This is a genomic window from Pedobacter antarcticus (genome assembly GCF_900103515.1).
Classification (GTDB): Bacteria; Bacteroidota; Bacteroidia; order Sphingobacteriales; family Sphingobacteriaceae; genus Pedobacter; species Pedobacter antarcticus.
The window spans coordinates 392,678-413,110 of the sequence record NZ_FNGZ01000002.1; the positions used below are offsets into that span (position 1 = coordinate 392,678).

The window sequence follows — 20,433 nt, forward strand, 5'->3', positions numbered from 1 at the left end:
TTGGTTCTGGTTAGATAGGTTATGTATTTGTAAAAAAAATAAAACTATTCAAAATATAGCTTGTTACACAAACAAACAAGAGAAATAGAATAAATCAGGTTAAAGCGGGTACCTGGTACCTGCTTTATATTTTAAATATAAACAGATAACTATGAAAAATTTATTGAAAATCATGAGTATTGCTTTCAGTGTATTCCTGCTAGCTGCATGTGGCGGAGGGAAATCAGATTCTTTAGCAGATTCAACTGGTACAGGTATGTCAGACTCATATACCGATTCAATTCATGCAGATACTTTACCAGTTAGTGAAGCAGACAGCTCACATTCGTACAGAAATGACCGGGGTACCGACAGTGTGAGCGCAGGCGCATACAAAGGCGTTCCGAGAAACCCATAATTATATTTATACAATCCGCCGGATCCGCTGCATCAATTCTTGAAGGAGCTCTTCCCGGCGGATTAATTTTTCGTGTCCTGTGCCTGAATAAAGAGTTATTTCTATCGCAGGATGAAGTTTTAAGAACTCAATTAAAAAGTCGGTATTCACTACCGCATCCTGGTCATCATACGCTATCCAATGGTCTTTTGAAGCGGCAGATAAAGTATAACTAGTCAGATCATATGCACTGGCAGGTACTTTAAATCTTTCAAAAAACCTTTCGAAAAAGTTCTCCCTGATCTTAACAGGTACATCGACAGCCTCCATCATGTTATTGAATAAAGCTTTAAGATTAATGACCGGTGCAATACTGATCAGTAACTCCGGCTTAATATCTGCCTGTTCAAGTGACATCATATTGGCCATTGCACCTAAAGAATGCCCGATTACGATATCCGGATTTCCAAATTCCCGGTAAATTGCCTGCAGTGCTTCAGTATATAAGATTAAATTAGATAACTCTCCAGGCGAACTTCCGTTTCCAGGTGCATCGAAAGCGACTACAGTCGCATTCTCAATTGCTGTTAAAGCTGTAATCAGAGAACTGAAGTCTGCTGCTTTAGAGCTCCATCCATGTGTAATCAGAATTAGTTTGGATCCGCTGCCCCATTTAAAAACATTAAAAGGGAGGATTCCGCCTGAAAAATAGGTGTCGGGCGCCTGAAGTGTAATCTGTGCCGCCCGGTTGATCAGCTCTTCCTGGTTTTTTCTCAATGGCATCTTTGCTGCGTAGCACAATAGTTTCCATAATATGGTTTCCTGTTCTGTGATGCCCGAAGATGTCAGCTCCCTGGCTTGTGCAACAATTTCTTTGTATACTTTCATGGTTGGCAGTGTCTGCCCGAAATATAGGCTAATTAGACCATCCGGCATTTCATTGTATTTGATTTTTACGTCATCCTGATAATTGAAGAGGTACTGCTTAAATCCGGAATTCTTTTAAAGCTATCTTTGCACAAATGGAATATTTTAATCAACTGACAGCCTTATTAAAGATAGAGAAGGAAGCCGATCAGCGGGCTTATATGCAGCTTACAGCTTCGGCCTCTGCAGCGGAAAGAAGAGAAAATGGGCTAACCTGGTATCCGGTTGCAATTAGGGGAACGGAAACCGGCAGAGGTGATTATCTGACTATTGAAATGGAACGGACTACACATCAGTATATTAGCCACCAATTACGTTTTGGTAGTTCAGTAGCTATATTTTCAAATCATAATCCCAAAGAAGATCGTCTGGAAGGTATTGTAGCACATCAAAGTGGCAATATGATCAAAATCTCTCTGCGTACAGATGAACTTCCTGACTGGTGTAATGACGGAAAGCTTGGCGTAGACCTGCTTTTTGACCAGAATAGTTATCAGGCTATGGAAGATGCGCTTAAACAGGCGTCCAAAGAAGCAATTGCCGGTGAGTCAAAACTAATCCAGGTGCTGACAGGTGAACAAAAACCTGTATTTCATAATGGTGGTAATGCCTTTGACAGTGATGCGCTGAATGCTTCTCAACAGGAAGCGGTAAATAAAATTTTGGGTGCTGCACAATTATCGATCATTCATGGGCCTCCGGGCACCGGTAAAACGACGACTTTGGTGGCTGCTATTCAGGCTTTGTTAAATCAGGATGAGGGCCAGATTCTGGTTGTAGCTCCGAGTAATACAGCAGTTGATCTGCTTAGTGAAAAGCTCGATGCAGCAGGTGTTAAAGTGTTAAGAATAGGCAATCCGGCCAGGATCAGTTCCAGGCTTAATACTATAACACTGGATGGACAGCTATCTCAGCACAGTAGTATGAAGCTGATGAAAGAACTCCGTAAACAGGCGGCGGAGTATAAGAAAATGGCGCATAAGTATAAAAGAAATTTTGGCCGGGCAGAACAAGAGCAACGAAAAGCTTTGTTTAACGAGGCTGCCAAAATAAATAAAGAAGTAGGAAAGACTGAACAATATATGGTTGATGACCTGCTGGACAAAAATCAGGTGATTACTGCAACACTGGTGGGTGCGCAGCAATACATGGTTCGCGACCGCAGATATAAAACTGTAGTGATCGATGAAGCGGGGCAGGCACTGGAGCCAGCTTGCTGGATTCCGATTTTAAAAGCCGGGAAGTTGATTTTGGCTGGAGATCATTGTCAGCTTCCACCAACAATTAAGGCCCAGGGTGGAACTGCTTCTGCTTTGAGTAAAACGTTATTGGAAAAATGCGTCGCTCTTCATCCTGAAGCGGTCAGTCTGCTCGAAGTTCAGTACCGGATGCACGAACAGATAATGGCCTATTCCTCTTTATCATTCTATCAAAACAGGCTGAAAGCTCATGAGAGTGTCGCTAAGCGATTGATTATGCCGGAGGAAAAACCTTTTCAGTTTATAGATACGGCCGGGTGTGGATTTGAAGAGAAAAGTGAGGGCAGTAGTATCGTAAATCCGGAGGAGGCTGCTTTCCTGATTAGGCGTTTAACTGAGATGGTGCTGCGCCTGGAAGAATTTGGATGTAGCGAAAATTTTCCCTCTATCGGAGTAATATCTCCCTATAAGGAACAGGCACGACTGCTGGAAGCAGAAGTGCAATCCAGCTTGGAACTGCAGAAATACACTTCAAATATTACCGTTAATACAGTAGATAGTTTTCAGGGCCAGGAAAGGGATCTTGTATATATCAGCCTTTGCAGAAGCAATTCAACTGGTGTAATTGGGTTTTTAAATGATACCCGGAGAATGAATGTTGCAATGACCAGGGCAAAAATGAAATTGGTCATGATTGGTGATAGTGCCACGCTGGCCAGGTCTTCATTTTATGCTGATCTTGTCAGTTTTGCGGAAAAGCATGAAAACTATCATAGTGCCTGGGAATTTTAGAAAAAAAATAATTAGAAATGTATATTTAGATCATGAATAAGATAGAATTAGTTACCAGTCATTTTCTGGAGCTCGCCATAAGTAAGATCCCGGACCTTTTAATGGCAATTGTCACCTTGTTGGTTGGTTTATGGTTAATCAAAAAGCTCGGTACTATCATTCAAAGTCGTTTTCATAAAAACAGGGTAGACGTCACACTAGGCGAATTTCTGCTTAGCATGATTAAGGTCGTTTTTTATGTGCTGCTAGTAATTTCTTGTGCTTCCATGATTGGTATTCAGACCAGTTCATTTGTAGCATTGCTTGGCGCAGCGGGACTGGCAGTGGGATTGGCTTTGCAGGGAAGCCTTTCAAATTTTGCTGGCGGTGTCTTGATTTTGCTCTTCAAGCCGTTCCGGATTGGCCACCAGATTACTTCCAGTAATAATGTTTCTGGTTTGGTTATGAAAATTGATATCCTTTATACGACCTTAAAGGCCGGAAATGGAACTACTATCTATGCGCCGAACGGTCCTCTGGCAAATTCTGTAATTAATAATACTACTGATAACGAGATCAGGCAAGCCGAATATAAGGTCAAACTATCTTATAATACAAATATTGATACGGTCAGAAAGATTGTCCTGGATATTCTGGAGCTGGACAGCCGTATTTTAAAAACTCCTGCACCGACAGTACTAGTTTCCTCTTTAGAAGATAATGCTATTGTACTGCTGATCCGGACATGGAGTAAAAATGATGTGTTCTGGGCTGCGTATCACAGCAATTTTCAATTAATCAAAGAGACACTGGAAGTTAATGAAATTCAAATGGCGGGTGCTAAAACAGAGATCCATGTGATCAATGAACCGGCATCGAATTCCTGATCGCTCCTGCTAAAATATAAAAATGAACGAAGAATTTTATAAAGCATTGTTTTCCAGGCAGCAGGCTATAGACCCTGTTCCCGCAAACAACGAGATCTCGGCTTGGGCAACCCGCTTACTCAATGTCCTTTTTCCGGAAAGATTAAGCTCACCCGACTATTCACTCAATGAGATCAGGCGTTTTTTTGCAGATTCTGAAAAGAATTTGCTGCGGTTACTGGAAGCCACAAAAGCCTGTGAAGACTGTAGCAACGAGGATATCTGTAAAAACTTCTATCTGGAACTTCCGGAACTTTACAGGAAAATGAGAACAGATATCACCGCAACTTTAAATGGTGATCCTGCAGCAAAAAATGAGTTTGAGATCATCAGGAGTTATCCAGGCTTTCTGGCCACGGCAATTTACAGGATTGCACATTATCTGTTGACTCTCGGCATACCGCTCGTTCCCAGAATCCTAACGGAATTTGCACATGGTGAAACTGGAATAGACATTCATCCGGGTGCGCAAATAGGTGAATACCTTTTTATAGACCATGGTACAGGTATTGTGATAGGAGAGACTACAATTATTGGGAACTATGTTAAGTTGTACCAGGGGGTTACCCTTGGCGCGCTCAGCGTCGAGAAATATATGGCCAACACTAAACGACATCCGACTATAAATGATCATGTTATTATCTATTCCGGGGCAACCATACTAGGTGGTGATACCCATATAGGAGAAAGAAGTATCATAGGCGGAAATGTGTGGCTTACAAAAAGTATTCCGCCGGGCTCTACGGTTTATCATCAATCCGCAATGAAAGTAATATCAAAACAATAAACCAGAACGAATGGGAAGTATAATTGACTGTATAGGGAACACGCCCTTGGTGGAGATCCGGCAGATGAATCCAAATGCAAATGTGCAGATCTTTGCGAAACTGGAAGGTAATAATCCTGGCGGCAGTGTAAAAGATCGCGCAGCATTAAATATGATCCGGAGTGCTATGGACCGGGGAGAAGTAGATCAAAAAACTAAACTTATCGAAGCAACCAGTGGAAATACAGGTATTGCTTTAGCTATGATAGCCGGTATTTTCGGACTGGAAATTGAATTGGTAATGCCTTCAAATTCAACTGCTGAACGTACTCAAACCATGGAGGCATTCGGTGCGAAGGTTACTTTACTTGAAAGTATCGAAGTCTGCCGGGACTATGCTGAAGAAAAGGGTACTAAGGATGGGTATTTCCTGTTAAACCAATTCGCAAATCCAGACAATTATTTAGCGCATTATAAAAGCACGGGACCGGAGATCTGGCGCGATACCGCAAATCAAATTACCCATTTTGTAAGTTCTATGGGAACCACAGGGAGTATTATGGGAAATTCAATGTACCTGAAAGAACAGAATTCCGCTATTCAGATCGTTGGCTGTCAGCCGACTCCCGAATCATCCATTCCGGGAATCAGAAGATGGCCGGAAGCCTATCTGCCTAAAATATATGATGCTTCCAGAGTAGATCGTGTAATGGACGTTTCTGAGGAAAATGCGACACGTCGTGCACGTGAAATGGCGCGTAAAGAGGGTATATTCGCAGGAATGAGTTCGGGTGGGGCATTACATTGTGCGCTGGAGCTGGCCGAAGAACTCGAATCGGGGCTTATTGTGTTCATTGCATGTGACCGCGGTGACCGTTACCTGAGCAGTGACCTTTTTGCCGGCAAAGAATAATGCTGCGTAATATATAAAGCGAAAGGCGGCCTGTAATTTAACAGGCCGCCTTTCGCTTTTAACTGATATATTTTGCCTATTGTGCGTCTACAACAGCAATAGTAACCATATTCACAATTTCCCTTACAGAACTGTCCATCTGTAAAACATGCACTGGCTTGTTCAATCCTAATAAAATAGGACCTACAGCTTCTACATTACCTAGTTCCTGTAATAATTTATAAGCAATGTTACCCGACTCCAGATTAGGGAAAATCAGCGTATTAGCCGGGCTTCCACATAGCGTCGAGAATGGATAGTTATCCTTCAGTAATTCTGAGTTCATCGCAAAGTTACCTTGCATTTCACCATCAACGATCATATCAGGATACTGTTCTTTCAGTAAAGCAGTTGCAATTCTCATTTTCTCAGGAACAGGTCCGGAATTACCACCAAAGTTAGAGTAAGAAAGCAGTGCAACGCGTGGCATAATATTAAATCCTTTGATACTTTCATGGATAAGGCCTGTAATATCTACCAGGTCCTGTGCGGTAGGATCGGGGTTAACGGTAGTATCTCCCATAAATACCGGACCTTTTTTAGTCAGCATCATGTACATGCCCGCAATTTTCTTAACCCCTTGCTTTGTACCGATTACTTGTAAAGATGGCTTTAAAGTTGATTTGTAGTTTTTTGTTAAACCCGAAATCAGAGCGTCAGCTTTACCAAACTCTACCATACTTGCGCCATAATAATTTCTGTCGCGGACCAGTTTGCGTGCTTCATATAAAGTAACACCTCTGCGTTTACGTCTTTCGTACAGGTGGTTCGCAAATTGTTCTGAATCTTCAGTTCCCTGCCAAGGATCAATAATTTCAACCTGATCCAGGTCAATTTCATGGTCAATAATAATCTGCTGGATACGGTTTACGTTTCCTAACAGGATAGGAGTAGCGATACCTTCATCTTTTACAATCTGGGCAGCTTTTAATATTTTGTAATTATCTGCTTCTGCAAATACCACACGTTTCGGTGCCGATTTAGCTTTTGAAGCTATATTTCTAAGGAGTTTATCATCTGCACCCAGTCTCACCTGCAGTTCTTCATGATAAGCATCCCAGTTAGTGATTTCTTTTCTGGCCACACCGGAATCTATTGCTGCTTTAGCTACTGCTGAAGAAACAACACTCATTAAGCGGGAGTCCATTGGCTTAGGAATGATATAATCTTTTCCGAATTTGAAATTCTTTGCTTTATAAGCCAGGTTGACAATTTCAGGTACAGGTAATTTAGTCAGATCTGCAATCGCTTTAACAGCAGCGATTTTCATTTCTTCGTTAATCGTTGTAGCACGTACATCTAAAGCACCTCTAAAGATATAAGGGAAGCCTAAAACGTTATTTACCTGGTTTGGGAAGTCTGATCTTCCGGTCGCCATGATAATATCTTTTCTGACAGAAACAGCCAGGTCATAGTTAATTTCAGGATTCGGATTTGCCAATGCAAACACGATCGGATTTTTAGCCATAGACTTAACCATGTCGGCTGAAAGAACGTCTGCTGCGGAAAGCCCAAGGAATACATCTGCACCTTTCATCGCTTCTTCCAACGTATTTACATCAGTTCTTGGCGTTGCAAACTCCATACGGATCGGATCAAGATCTGTACGTGAGCTGTTTACAATACCGTCTTTATCGAAAACAAGCATGTTCTCCTTTTTCACACCTAATTTCAGGTATAATTTGATACAGGAAACTGCAGCAGCGCCCGCGCCACTTACTACTAACTTGATTTTTTCTAATTTCTTGTTCTGCAGCTGACAAGCATTTAATAATGCGGCACTGGTAATAATTGCAGTACCATGCTGATCATCATGCATTACGGGGATATTCATTTCTTCTTTAAGCCTGCGCTCAATCTCAAAACACATTGGAGCGCCAATATCTTCCAGATTCACACCACCAAAAGTGGGCTCAAGTGCTTTAACTACGTTCACAAATTCATCAACAGTAGTTGCATTGATCTCTAAATCGAAAACATCAATATCTGCAAAGATCTTAAATAGCAGACCTTTTCCTTCCATTACTGGTTTACTCGCTGCCGGGCCGATATTGCCTAATCCTAAAACTGCAGTTCCGTTACTGATTACTGCGACCAGATTACCTTTAGCTGTATATTTGTAAACATCTTCCGGAGTTCTGTAGATTTCCATACATGGCTCTGCTACTCCAGGAGAATAAGCTAATGCTAAATCACGCTGAGAATTCGTGGGTTTGGAAGGAATAACTTCTATTTTACCTGGCCGTCCCTGTGAATGATAATCCAGGGCATCCTGTTTTCGGTTCGTTGTGTTTTTCATTTTTTGTGTGTTGTAACCTGCTGCGGTGTAACCGCAATTTTTCAAAAACAATGATTGAAGGGCCGAAATTACCTTTTTGTTTAAAATAATACGACAAAAAAACCGATAAATTAAATACGAATGATTAAAATGTTAAAAATGATACATGCCGGTGGCATTATAAAAATATAGTATATATGTATTCGAAAGCTCAGACCGCCCAGTTGAAACAAGAATTCTGGACTATTTTTGGTCAGTATATCGCACCTCAGCTCTCTGCTGATGGGTTGAAAATTAATTGGGTCAATTATAAAACCGGATTTAAACATCTGCATTTCAGGATGCAGGCAGATCAGCGCGAGGCGGTGATCGCTATAGAAATGGCACATCCCGATCCCGGTATTCAGGAACTGATGATGGAGCAGTTCCGCACTTTCTCAAAATTACTTGCTGCCAGCACAGGTGATGTTTGGGAATGGCAACTCCACCATACAGACGAGTATGGGAAAACAGTAAGCCTCATTAGTCAGACTCTAACCGGTGTTAGCGTATTAAATAAAGCAGACTGGCCGGCTTTAATATCTTTTTTTAAGCCCAGGATAACTGCACTGGATGATTTCTGGAGCAGTGCACAGTATAGTTTCGAACTTTTCCGTCAAGGCTAAATTAACGCGTTTAGAGGGCGCTAAAATCCGATTGTTTATATTTACCGTTCAAAATTATTTTTATGACCCCGGTTTCTTATCAAATCTGCTGTGTAGGGCATCTTACTCAGGATCACATTATCAGCCCTGTTTCTGATCAGTATATGGCTGGCGGAACTTCTTATTATTTTTCTCATGCGCTTTCTGGTTTCCAGTTGAATTATGGTCTTGTGACCTCTGTAGCGGAATCTGAGATGTCTTATGTAAATGAGCTTCGTGGGCTGGGTATTCAGGTGCATGTGTTTCCAAGTAAACAGACTTTATATTTCGAAAATATTTACGCAGGTCATCCTGATGATAGAAGCCAGCGGGTATTGGCTCAGGCCGATCCGTTCCGTGCAGAGCAGCTTTCGGACATCGATGCCGGGATCTTTCACCTTGGACCATTGCTGGCCAACGATATCCCCCTGGAACTCTTAAAGGTTCTGGCGGCAAAAAGCAAAGTATCCATAGATGTTCAAGGATACCTCAGAAAGGTGGAGAACCAGCAAGTTTGTCCTGCAGAATGGGAGGGAAGCAGAGAAGCCTTAAGCCTGGTCCATACTTTAAAAGCCGATGAATCTGAATTAAAAGTTCTGACCGGCTGTACGACGGTTCGTGAAGGAATAGCGCAATTAGCAGAACTTGGTGTAAAGGAAATTGTAATTACCAGTGCCAGTCTTGGATCGGTAGTTTATTGTGATAATCGGATTGACGAGATCTGTGCTTTCAAACCGGCACAGGAAGTAGATGCTACCGGTTGTGGAGACACGTACATCGCAGGTTATCTTTTTCAGCGGGAAAAAGGCGCTTCTCCAAAGTTCGCTGCAGAATTCGGAGCAGCAATGGCAAGCTTAAAAATGGAATCTGTCGGATCTTTTACCGGTTCGGAGCAAGAAGTGCTAAATTTTATTCAAACTGCAGAAAGAATCGAAAAGGCCTTTGAAATAGGCTAAAACAATGATTTAAAGGGAAATGAAGAGCGGCTTCTTAACTAAGAAAAGTCATAGAAATGTTTTTTGTTAAAAAAATCATAGTGTAATTTGTACACTATTGAAATGGGTTGTATATTTGTATTACAAAACAAGAAATAATAAGCTTTCTGCAAGTCGTTCACCGACGCAAAAGCTATAAAGGAAAACCCGTTCATACAGGTTTATATTTGGTTAGAATAGGGATGTGTCTGGATGGAACACCCCTTTCTTTTTTTTAGGACCTTTTGTAAAACTGTTTCTGCCTCCTCAAGCTTTCTTCTACTCTCTAATTATTCTAAAATTATCCGCACATACCAATAATTTGATTCAAATTTGATTCAATACAATTATCGTGTTAATCTTTCATTTAAGTTAGTTTTGGGTTATCAGCGAAATTTGTAGCATGACTTTGATTGAATCCGTTCTAGATCTTAAGAAAAAATTAAATGAATTACGTCCCATAAGCCCTGAAACGGAAGCTAGAATTATGGAAAAATTCCGATTAGATTGGAATTATCACTCTAATAAAATAGAAGGTAATATGCTTACCTATGGGGAGACAAAGGCCTTATTGCTATTTGGAATTACTGCTCAAGGCAAGCCTTTACAAGATCATATCGAAATAACAAGACATAATGAAGCTATAAAATGGATTTCAGATATAATTCATAGAGAATATCCGCTGAATGAGAATTTTATCAGAGAACTTCGTGTTTTATTGTTTAAGGAATCATATGTGGTTGATGCAATTACTCCCAGTGGCTTGCCTACAAAACGTGCTGTTCAAGTTGGTAAATATAAAACAAGTCCAAATCATGTACTCACCAAAACTGGTGAGATATTTAGATTTGCCTCTCCGGAAGAAACTGCCGCATTAATGAATGATTTAATGGATTGGTATAGAGAAAAATCTATCTCCGACGACTTAAATCCAATACTATTTGCAGCGGAGTTTCATTATAAGTTTATAAGAATTCATCCATTCGATGACGGAAATGGGCGAACAGCCAGAATTTTAATGAACTTTATACTCATGCAATATGGGTATCCCCCAGTTATCATCAAGACAGAGGACAAAGAAAATTATTTTTCTGCTTTAAGGCAAGCAGATAGCGGTATAATTGAGTCTTTTATCAATTACATTGCAAAAAATCTAATCCTCTCTTTAGAGATAATGATTGCTGGAGCCGAAGGTCACAGTATTGAAGAACCAGATGATTTTGAAAAAGAAATTGCCCTACTAGAGCAGAGAATAAAATCAATTAGTAATGAAGCCAAAATAAGTAAATCCAAGGAATCTATTCTGGAAATTTATGACGGATCTCTCGATGCTGTTTTCAAAGCCTTTTTAAATTCCGCGGAAAAATTTGACCGTTTTTATATTAGCTCCGCATTAATGGTTCATCTACCAAGCTGGGCGAGAGTTGGTAAATATGAAGTATATCTTGAGGCCCGTGAAAAAATCACGGAATTTTTAGCATTTATTGCCTTCATATATGATTATAAGGTATTTAAGATGCCGAATGGTGAATTTGACTATCAATCAAAAATCACTTTTGAATTTGGCTTATTTGAATTTACAGTAAAAAATAGCTCCGGTGAAATCGTTTATGTGAGAAAATACGGAGAGCAGCTAAGCAATTTGGAAATTGAAAAAATTGTGAAAGAAGAAGCGAATAAGCATAAAAAAATGATAGAAGATAAATTGAAACAATTGAACCAATCAAAATAAAGATTAGTCCCATTAGAAAGACTTTAAAAATGTGATCACCCAGCTCTAAGGTGATCACATTTTTCCCTGTTTAAAGGAGTTATTTAAAGCTTTTCCAATTTTGTCGACATCAGCCTCAATTGTTTTTTTGACAGCAGGTTTAACTGCGCTGTCAATCTTAGCTTCGAGCTTAATTGCATCTGCATTATTTACAACTGTGATATCGAATTTGTTATCACCAAATTTATAGCTGGCAGAAAACTCTTCTATATTTTTTTCTGTCGTTTTTCCGAATTCATAGCTGTCGCTTAATTCATCAAATGCAGCTTTAACTTCCTGTAAGATAAATTCAGTCTGAAGGCTCAGGTCATTTACAATGATTTTTGTAGCTTCTAAAGCTTTCTTCAGGTTAGCATCAGATTTAGCAGTCTGGGCAATATCTTCCAGTGTCTCTAATAAATCCTCGCTATATAAGATTTCTTTTTTATCGGTAATAAAAATGGAGGCGATTTTATCGGTATCATCAAATAATTGCTTTACATGAATTGAATCGTTCCCGTCTTTGATAATTGATACACTTTCTGACTGCTCGTCAACTTTGGAATCCGCTATCGCATTTTTGATCACGTTTACAATATGTTTCAGAACAGGGTATTGTTTAATTTCGCTCATTATTTTTAGATGTTATTTTTAGCAAAGATAGCTAAACGGTGAAATTATTCTAATTGATTATAAGATCTTATGCGCTGAGTGCAATAATGGGATTGTGTTTTCTCCGTCTGATCAGTTTTAATGTTTTATATTTTCAATACTCCCAATTCATTTAAAATATTGTAAGCTATCTCTGTACGAGCCGGTCCGAAGTTTGGAACCTTGTCTTTTGATTGGACGCAATTTGAAAAATAATAAACATTGTCTGCAGTTGTAATATAGCCAACGTACCATCCAACATACTGCTCATTCTGTTTACCTGAACCCGTCTTTGCTCTGACTGTGGAACCTGAATGCTCCTGGACGATCATTATGCTTCACAATATCCATACTGCGGGAGGAGAAGGGCAGATCATTGTCATTTAGTTTTTTTAAGAATCCGATTTGCTGTAGAGGCGAAATACGTAATCCACCCCATAGCCAAAAGCCATCTATTCCGCCTGAAATATCTCCGTTACCATATGCAACCTTCTGAAGCCAATATTGCATACGTTTTTCTCCGACACGTTTAGCTAATTCCTGATAAAACCAAACAGTAGAATTTTTGAAAGCATTTTTCATGTCTGTATCTGCATTCCATTCCCGATTTTGTCTCGGTTTTTTATCCCATTCAAGGACAACATTTTCATTTTCGATTACACCTTCTTCCAATGAGATTAATGAATTGCATATTTTAAATGTCGATGCAGGTGTAAATGGTGTGTTGCGTTGACTTTCATTGTATATGGTGTATTTCTCGTTTTTCTGATCGTACAAAATAAAAGAGCCCTTACCCTGGTACTGATCGTAGAATTTTTGAAGATCGGGCCTATTGTTTGTCTGTCCTGTAGAATAAGTGGAGCTCAGCAGGGCAGAGGTGAACAGAATTAGTAGTAACGTATGTTTGGAACTTAACCAGGCACTCTTCATATTTCTGGTTTAAAAGCGTGTGTATACTGCTAGTTGAGCAATGTTATTCATGGTATTACGACTTGCACCTTTGGACGACTGATTCATATAACCTAATTCTATATCCAGTTTTGGACTGAATCTGTAACCAGCTGCCAGATAAGCTCTATTTTGGTCGAATACATATCCATTTAATTCACTTTTATGCTGAATGTTTAAGAATACTTCATTCTGTATGGCAGCGAAAGGTCCTTTATTAAAGTTTTGTTTGTCTTTTTGAAGTGGTAAAATTATCCTGAAGAAATATCTGAAGCGCTGTGCAAATAAATCTTCATTATTTGCGCGTTCTATAAAACGTTGTTCTAATCTGAACCGATGGCTAAAGTTTGCCGTACTGACTTTATGCTTATAGATGTATTGTTCCCAAATTCTATGTTCGGTTAAAGTTCCGATTCCAGAGGAAGAGGGGTTAAACGTTTCATTCAGCAAGTAACCCAAAGTAAGCTGACTTTTTTTGTTGATATCATAGGTGACACCCGGACGGAACATCAGGTTTCTAACGCGGTCGAATTGATCTGCTGAGCGTAACTGGACATCCATATAGGCACCCCATTTGTCGTTTATTTTGGTGTTATTCATTAGAAACAGCCAGCCGGAATGCTGTTTGATAGTTTGGGCTAATAAGGTCGTACTAATTGTACAAAGGAGCGTGATCAAAAATAAGGTAAGGCGCATACGTGAAATGTAGTTATAAGGTTTCAATTGCTTAATTAGCTAAGATAATAAATTCCGTGAATCAGTTTTCTAAGTTTGATCGGATATCGGTTTTAGTTGAGATGCTGTTGAGTCGGTGTTGAGTCGGTGTTGAAAGGGTATTGAATGGCTAAATTACCCACTCAACACCCTTTCAATACTGTCTCAATAACCTCTCAACTTAGGACTAAACCTTTTCCAAACGCAAAAGCTGTACTTTATTCGATGAAATTATTAGCTTTGATTTTAACCTAAACCAATTCATGAAAAAAATTACGTTGCTCCTGCTGATGCTTTTATCAGGTACAGGTGTGCTCGCCCAGGGCATGTTTGCACTATTTAACCGTTCAGAGGATTTTTTTAAACTACTCGAGGAAGGTAAGTTTACTGATGCTCAGAACTATTTTGATCCGACGCTGAAGGATAAAGTGAAAATCGAAGAATTACAAAAGTTATGGTCCGATCTTAGAACTAATCTGGGTGAGTTTGAACTTGCAGATCCGGTGAAAAGTAAGACTGAAGGGGAGTACTTTACGGTTACTGTTGAGGCGAAGTTTGCCCGTGCCACACAGGCTTTTTTGCTCGCTTATAATAAAGAGGAAAAAATGGTTGGCTTTTTTCTCCAGCCTAAATCAAACGCTGCTGTATATCTGAATCCTGCCTATGCTAATCCTGCATTATACACGGAGAAAAACATTAGTGTTAATACGCCGGGCCATGAACTTGCAGCGGTATTAACAGTGCCGGCAGAAGGAACTAATTTTCCGATCGTCGTACTTGTACATGGTTCGGGACCGTCGGATATGGATGAAACTATGGGTCCTAATAAACCTTTTAAAGATCTTGCTGCCGGACTAGCTGCCAAAGGAATTGCCAGCATCCGTTATGTAAAACGTACTATGGTTTATGCCGGAGAGTTTTCTGGCGTATTTACGGTGAAGGAAGAAACTATAGATGACGCAGCCGCGGCTCTGAAAATTGCCTTGCAGACACCAGGTGTAGATAAAAAACAAGTTTATATATTAGGGCACAGTCTTGGAGGAATGCTGGCGCCAAGAATCGCAGCCCTGGTTCCTGAAACCAAGGGGATTATTCTTGCAGCAGCGCCGGCAAGAAAGATGGTTGACATTCTTATAGAGCAAAACCAGTATTTGTATGATCATTCGAAAGACACTACCGCACAGACCAAAGCGCAGCTTGATTTTGCACTTAAAGCTTTAGAACAGGGGAGAATAAACCAACTCGGTCAGCTTAAAGCAGATTCAGTGATACTTGGGCTGCCGGCTTCCTATTGGGTAGATCTGAATCAATATAATCAGGTTGAAGCAGCTCAGAAATTAAACAAACGCATTCTTGTTATTCAAGGCGAACAGGATTTTCAGGTCGGTGTTAAGGATTATGAAATTTGGAAGGCCGCATTAGATAAAAAGAAAAATGCGACGCTCAAATTGTATCCTGACCTGAACCATTTGCTCAGTTCTCAGGTGGAGAAAGGCGACCTTCGTCAGTACGATTCACCGTCGAGTGTCTCAGAAACTTTTATTAATGATATCGTCGCCTGGATCAAAGGCGGATAGACATAAAAAAGAAAGCCTGAATTTTATAAATTCAGGCTTTCTTTTTTACAGGATATTATAAATACGGGCCAGGCTTATTGTTTTGTCCACAGACGGATAATCTGATCAAATAATACCTGACTAATGATGCCAGCAGGTTCAGCTATCCATTCTTCTTGCTGATTTTTACTGATTTCAAAATTTTCAAATCCATCTATAGAGACAGCATGGCTTGTCTGGTCATCTTCGGTCAATGTATGGATCGCTACGGGTAAAGTCTTTTTACCATCGATGATCTCAAACTTCTCTACTTTATAGCCCATATTAGATTAGGATTGTTGACGGTCCCTATAAGTTTTAAGCAGACTTAACAGATATAAATCTGGCTTAGGCATAGTAATGACTGTGCCTTCTTCCTTATCCTGTGCTTGTTTTAAATACTGCGCTTTAATCTTTCCCCAATCTCTTGAGTATTGTTTGATAAATGTTTCTACGAATTGTTTATCTGTGAAATTTTCTGGAAGCTCATCAAGTACGGTCTTGATTTTTTCTTCTTTTCTGCTAACGATTGCCATATATATTGAATTGAGAAGCTCCTGATTATCCCGGAACTTCTGTCCTTTTTACGGGATAGCTGTAAAGGTATAACAATCCTGGAAAACACAACATGTCAAATTTTGAGAATGGAAATATTTATTATCTTGTGAACAATGTATCTCCGGTTTTTATTATCTGTAATTTTAGCATCATTGACTTGTTTTCCTGTTTTGGCACAGCAGGAGCAGATCCAATTTTCTACGCTGGATATATCAAGAGGTCTTTCACATAACCAGGTTAACGCAATTCTCAAAGATGAAAAAGGTTGGATGTGGTTTGGAACTCTGGCCGGACTTAACAGATTCGACGGTTATTCTGTAAAGGTGTTTAAACATGATCCAAGAGATAGTACATCTATAACAGACGATTTTATTACCAGGATATTTGAATTGCCATTCGGCATGCTTTATCTGGAAACCAGAGGTGGGCCAAGTATTTATGACCCGGTTACTGAGACATTTAGCAGGGATGTCAAACCGTTTTTTAAAAGGATAGGAATTTCAGTCAGCAATATATCTGATGCAGTAAAAGATTCCAAAGGTAATTTCTGGTTCAATGCCGGTGTTGAAGGTCTTTATAAATATACCACTGCTACCAAGCAGGTATTCAGTCTGCAAGGGAAAAATAAGGTTGGAGCTGGTTTTTTAAAAACGCCGGTTGTCGCCCTTTTTAATGACGATACCGGTTGGGTCTGGACTATTCATGAAGATAAAACGATACAAAAGCTGGATCCTGGAACAGGTAAGGTTGTAGAACAAATTCTGCAGTTTAAACAACCTTTAACTGGTTTTTCCAAAGATTACAGGATGTTTGCAGATAAAAAAGGAGGTCTGTGGATTTATACACTGAATAAGCAGGATGGCATCCAGTATTATAATACCAAAACCGGCGAAAAGAAATTTATTAATAAAGGGCCGGGAGGATTAAATAACAATCTGATTAATCATATCCTGGAAGACAATAACGGCCTAATCTGGATTGCCACTGATCATGGTGGGATAAACCTGATTGATCAGAAGAGTTTTAAAATCCGTTATCTGGTCAACAAAGAAAATGATCCTAAAAGTATCGGACAAAACAGTGTATTGAGCATGTACCGCGACGACACGGGTATTATCTGGTTGGGTACTTTCAAAAAAGGAATCAGTTTTTATCATGAAAAAATACTGAAATTTCCACTTTACCGGCACCAGGATGCTCCTGACGGGCTTACTTACGAAGATGTAAACAGATTTGCTGAAGACCAGTCGGGCAATCTCTGGATTGGCACCAATGGAGGGGGCCTTTTTAATTTCAATCGCAAAACCGGGAAATTCAAACGGTATAAGCACGAATCGGGTAATGCTAACAGTCTGAGTAACGATATCATTGTTAGTTTATACATAGATCGGCAGCAAGTCCTTTGGATAGGTACTTATTTCGGTGGGCTGGACAGCTTTGACGGTAAGAAATTTAGAAATTATAAGCATCAGCAGGGTGTACCCGGCAGTCTCACCGATGACCGGGTCTGGGATATATTAGAAGATGGAGACGATAATTTATGGGTTGCTACTTTAAGTGGCGGTTTAGATAAACTAGATCGCAGCACCGACAAGTTCAGTCATATAAAAGCAGGAGTGAAAAATAGTATACGTTCTGATTTTATTTCCTGTCTGCTGGAAGATAAAAAGGGAAATCTCTGGATTGGTACTTCTGAGGGGATTGATGTGCGCAGTAAAAGTGGGAAATTCAGACACTACGACAGTAAGGATAAAAAAAACTACGCGCTCATTAACAATATCGTATACGACCTGATGGAGGACAGCCGGGGTTTTATCTGGGTGGCCACACGTGATGGTATTAGCCGCATTAATCCTGTAAACGGGCATATTCGTAATTTCGATTCTAAAAATGGCCTGACCGAACAGGCCACGCTGAAGATTATAGAAGACAATTCTGGAAACTTATGGATTAGTACCGCGAAGGGTTTATTTAATGTATTGATTAAACCCGACGGGCAGGGTGATTTTAATTACTCTTTTCGCCGTTTTGATGAGCATGATGGATTACAGGGGAGTGCTTTTAATGCTAACGCCGGATTTAAGACCAGGGCCGGAGAAATCTTATTTGGCGGGGCAAATGGATTTAATTTGTTCAAACCCGAGCAAATTCTGAGTGATCAGACGACGCCTCAGATTGTACTGACCGGATTACAGCTAGCCAATCGCGATATCGAAATCGGGGAACCGGACGGTGGAAATATCATCCTGAAATCTGCAATTAATAATATTCAAAAGCTCGAACTACATTATGACCAGAACAACTTTGCCCTGAGTTTTGCTGCATTAAATTACTTTAGTCCCAGCAAGATCCGGTATCAGTATATGCTGGAAGGTTTTGATGATTTATGGCAGGATCAGCAGGCGGGTAGCAGAATAGCAACTTATACCAATATAGATCCGGGAGAATATGTATTTAAAGTACGATCGACAAATGCTGGTGGGGAATGGGTTAAAAATGAGATCCGTCTACCTGTCCGGATTTTGCCGCCTTTCTGGCGTACACCTGCCGCTTATTTTATTTACTGCTGCGCATTTGCAGGGACGTTACTGTTTATCCGTCACCGGGGAATACAAAAAATAAAGAGGGCCTATTTGCTGGAGCAGGAAAGACAGCAGGCTAAAAGGATACACGATCTTGACTTGCTTAAAATTAAATTTTTAACCAATGTCAGTCATGAATTCAGAACACCTCTTTCCTTGATTATTACACCGATGGATAAGCTCATCCGGCAGGCAGATGAGCGAGAGAAACCACAGCTTCAAATGATTTTACGCAACGGTAAACGTTTGCTGAATTTAGTCAATCAGTTACTGGATTTCAGAAAGATGGAGGTAAGTGAGCTCAAACTACAAACCCGAAAGGCAGATTTAATTGGGTTTATCAGAGAACTGGTTTATTCCTTTAGCGATGTGGCAGAGGGTAAGCATATCTCGCTCAGTTTTCAGACAAACGGCAATGAACTGATAACTTCTTTTGACCAGGATAAAATGGAGAGAATTGTCTTCAACCTCCTATCCAATGCTTTTAAGTTTACACCACAAGATGGGGTGGTTCAGGTTGATCTGGAGGTGAAGCCATTACAGGGGAATGAGTTTACGGTAGTTTTGAAAATAACCGACACTGGCATTGGTATTTCCGCTGAAAAACAAAACAGAATATTTGAACGGTTTTTTCAGGATGATGTACCTCATTCTATGGTTAACCAGGGGAGCGGTATTGGTTTAGCGATTACCCGTGAATTTGTTAGACTGCATGGAGGTACAATTGAGGTAGAGAGCACAATTGATCAGGGAAGTATATTCACAGTCATATTCAAATTTACACAGGAACTTGATGGCAGTCCAATAACACAACGCTTCTCTTCTGCATCTGAACGTATCGAAATCTCGCGGGAGACACCCGTCATTATCGCCGACATTAACAGGAAGAATAAAAAACCGGTTGTGATACTTATTGAGGATAATGAAGATTTCCGGTTTTACCTGAAAGATAATTTACAGGAGTATTTTCAGATCGCAGAGGCGGGAAATGGGCTGGAAGGCTGGCAGAAGATTATTTCAATTCATCCTGATTTGGTGGTTAGTGACGTAAGTATGCCAGAAATGAACGGCATTGATCTTTGCCGTAAAATCCGTGCAGACAAACGGACAACACATTTGCCTGTAATCCTTTTAACTGCGTTGAGTACAGAAGACCAGCAGTTAACAGGCTTGGATACGGGTGCAAATGATTATATGACCAAGCCGTTTAATTTCGAAATCCTACTGTCTAAAATAAAAAACTTGTTGAGTCAGCAGGAGATCTCCCGGAAAACTTATCTCAAACAGGTGGAATTGAAACCCGCCGATGCGGAGATTGAGTCTGTAGATGATAAATTCATTCGTCAGATCGGAATGCATCTGGAGAAAAATCTGCAGGACTCAAATTATACTGTAGATCAGTTGAGTGCAGATATGAATATGAGCAGGGTAGGTTTATACAAAAAAATTCTGCCGCTTACAGGCCGTTCTCCACTGGAATATATTCGTTTTTACAGACTACTCAAATCTAAGCCCCTGTTGCGTAAATCACAGCTGACAATTGCGGAAATTGCCTATGCTGTTGGCTTTAGTAACCCTAAACAATTTAGTAAATATTTTAAACAGGAATTCGGTACGCTTCCTTCGGTATATGCAGGCCAGGACAGCGAATAATGCCTTTTACATTACTATCAGGTTGGTTTTGTTAACATTTGAATACCTAATTGTTATCATTTGAATGCCCTTTCGGGATATTCTTACTGATACATTAGCCATCAAAACAACCAAATATAAACTGTAGATG

Annotated in this window: 18 protein-coding genes; 10 read left to right on the forward strand and 8 right to left on the reverse strand. The window is 40.1% G+C overall.

The genetic code is table 11. The annotated features are described in order from the left end of the window. Positions 1–151: 151 nt before the first annotated feature. Positions 152–397: a DcrB/PsbP domain-containing protein gene (locus BLR53_RS05325; protein WP_037437980.1), complete on the forward strand. Its 246-nt coding sequence runs from the start codon at positions 152–154 to the stop codon at positions 395–397. Between the two features lie 6 nt (positions 398–403). Here BLR53_RS05325 and BLR53_RS05330 read toward each other — a convergent pair whose 3' ends face one another. Continuing rightward, positions 404–1,264, reverse strand: a complete 861-nt coding sequence (locus BLR53_RS05330; protein ID WP_074588498.1) for an alpha/beta hydrolase — start codon at positions 1,262–1,264, stop codon at positions 404–406. A gap of 134 nt (positions 1,265–1,398) precedes the next feature. On the opposite strand from BLR53_RS05330, the gene BLR53_RS05335 reads away from it, so the two are divergent. From BLR53_RS05335 to cysM, 4 genes are read left to right on the forward strand one after another with little or no spacing between them, the layout of a single operon-like run. After that, positions 1,399–3,294 carry an AAA domain-containing protein gene (locus BLR53_RS05335; protein WP_074587816.1) on the forward strand — a complete coding sequence of 632 codons (1,896 nt, stop codon included), beginning with the start codon at positions 1,399–1,401 and terminating at the stop codon, positions 3,292–3,294. 32 nt (positions 3,295–3,326) lie between these two features. Then, positions 3,327–4,160, forward strand: a complete 834-nt coding sequence (locus BLR53_RS05340; RefSeq protein WP_074587818.1) for a mechanosensitive ion channel family protein — start codon at positions 3,327–3,329, stop codon at positions 4,158–4,160. A 22-nt stretch (positions 4,161–4,182) separates the two neighbouring features. After that, entirely contained in the window at positions 4,183–4,986 is an 804-nt protein-coding gene (gene epsC / locus BLR53_RS05345) for a serine O-acetyltransferase EpsC (protein ID WP_074587820.1), read from the forward strand. 10 nt (positions 4,987–4,996) lie between these two features. After that, complete coding sequence (gene cysM / locus BLR53_RS05350; RefSeq protein ID WP_074587822.1) at positions 4,997–5,878, forward strand: cysteine synthase CysM; 882 nt, start codon at positions 4,997–4,999, stop codon at positions 5,876–5,878. Positions 5,879–5,954: 76 nt separating this feature from the next. On the opposite strand, the gene BLR53_RS05355 is transcribed toward cysM, so the two are convergent. Beyond that, entirely contained in the window at positions 5,955–8,216 is a 2,262-nt protein-coding gene (locus tag BLR53_RS05355) for an NADP-dependent malic enzyme (RefSeq protein WP_037438007.1), read from the reverse strand. A gap of 176 nt (positions 8,217–8,392) precedes the next feature. On the opposite strand from BLR53_RS05355, the gene BLR53_RS05360 reads away from it, so the two are divergent. The 3 genes from BLR53_RS05360 (at position 8,393) to BLR53_RS05370 (ending at position 11,584) form a co-directional block, all read left to right on the forward strand. Continuing rightward, positions 8,393–8,860, forward strand: a complete 468-nt coding sequence (locus tag BLR53_RS05360) for a DUF4268 domain-containing protein (RefSeq protein ID WP_074587825.1) — start codon at positions 8,393–8,395, stop codon at positions 8,858–8,860. A gap of 62 nt (positions 8,861–8,922) precedes the next feature. After that, positions 8,923–9,834 carry a PfkB family carbohydrate kinase gene (locus tag BLR53_RS05365; protein WP_074587827.1) on the forward strand — a complete coding sequence of 304 codons (912 nt, stop codon included), beginning with the start codon at positions 8,923–8,925 and terminating at the stop codon, positions 9,832–9,834. A 421-nt stretch (positions 9,835–10,255) separates the two neighbouring features. After that, positions 10,256–11,584, forward strand: coding sequence for a Fic family protein (locus tag BLR53_RS05370; protein WP_083332013.1), 1,329 nt, complete (start codon positions 10,256–10,258; stop codon positions 11,582–11,584). Positions 11,585–11,638: 54 nt separating this feature from the next. On the opposite strand, the gene BLR53_RS05375 is transcribed toward BLR53_RS05370, so the two are convergent. The 4 genes from BLR53_RS05375 to BLR53_RS05385 all read right to left on the reverse strand — a co-directional run bounded on the left by BLR53_RS05375 (position 11,639) and on the right by BLR53_RS05385 (position 13,897). Next, on the reverse strand, positions 11,639–12,235 hold the full coding sequence (locus BLR53_RS05375) for a hypothetical protein (RefSeq protein ID WP_074587832.1): 597 nt from the start codon (positions 12,233–12,235) through the stop codon (positions 11,639–11,641). Between the two features lie 125 nt (positions 12,236–12,360). Continuing rightward, positions 12,361–12,585 (reverse strand): penicillin-binding transpeptidase domain-containing protein, encoded by a 225-nt coding sequence (locus BLR53_RS20295; protein ID WP_143007828.1) that lies wholly within the window; start codon positions 12,583–12,585, stop codon positions 12,361–12,363. Further along, a complete protein-coding gene (locus tag BLR53_RS05380) occupies positions 12,530–13,183 on the reverse strand; it encodes a penicillin-binding transpeptidase domain-containing protein (protein WP_074587834.1) in 654 nt (217 codons plus the stop codon). The genes BLR53_RS20295 and BLR53_RS05380 overlap by 56 nt, the downstream gene beginning before the upstream one ends. 9 nt (positions 13,184–13,192) lie before the next feature. Then, positions 13,193–13,897: a DUF2490 domain-containing protein gene (locus BLR53_RS05385; protein WP_074587837.1), complete on the reverse strand. Its 705-nt coding sequence runs from the start codon at positions 13,895–13,897 to the stop codon at positions 13,193–13,195. 281 nt (positions 13,898–14,178) lie between these two features. Here BLR53_RS05385 and BLR53_RS05390 point away from each other — a divergent pair, with 281 nt between their 5' ends. Further along, a complete protein-coding gene (locus BLR53_RS05390) occupies positions 14,179–15,492 on the forward strand; it encodes an alpha/beta fold hydrolase (protein WP_074587839.1) in 1,314 nt (437 codons plus the stop codon). Positions 15,493–15,566: 74 nt separating this feature from the next. Here the strand turns inward: BLR53_RS05390 and BLR53_RS05395 are convergent, their stop codons facing one another. Both BLR53_RS05395 and BLR53_RS05400 read right to left on the reverse strand, forming a co-directional pair. Continuing rightward, the gene (locus BLR53_RS05395; protein ID WP_037437965.1) at positions 15,567–15,794 is read right to left on the reverse strand and encodes a hypothetical protein; all 228 of its coding nucleotides are present in this window, start codon (positions 15,792–15,794) and stop codon (positions 15,567–15,569) included. 6 nt (positions 15,795–15,800) lie between these two features. Continuing rightward, on the reverse strand, positions 15,801–16,046 hold the full coding sequence (locus BLR53_RS05400) for a hypothetical protein (RefSeq protein ID WP_074587842.1): 246 nt from the start codon (positions 16,044–16,046) through the stop codon (positions 15,801–15,803). 174 nt (positions 16,047–16,220) lie between these two features. Here BLR53_RS05400 and BLR53_RS05405 point away from each other — a divergent pair, with 174 nt between their 5' ends. Further along, positions 16,221–20,303, forward strand: coding sequence for a hybrid sensor histidine kinase/response regulator transcription factor (locus BLR53_RS05405; protein WP_244889452.1), 4,083 nt, complete (start codon positions 16,221–16,223; stop codon positions 20,301–20,303). Positions 20,304–20,433 lie beyond the last annotated feature (130 nt).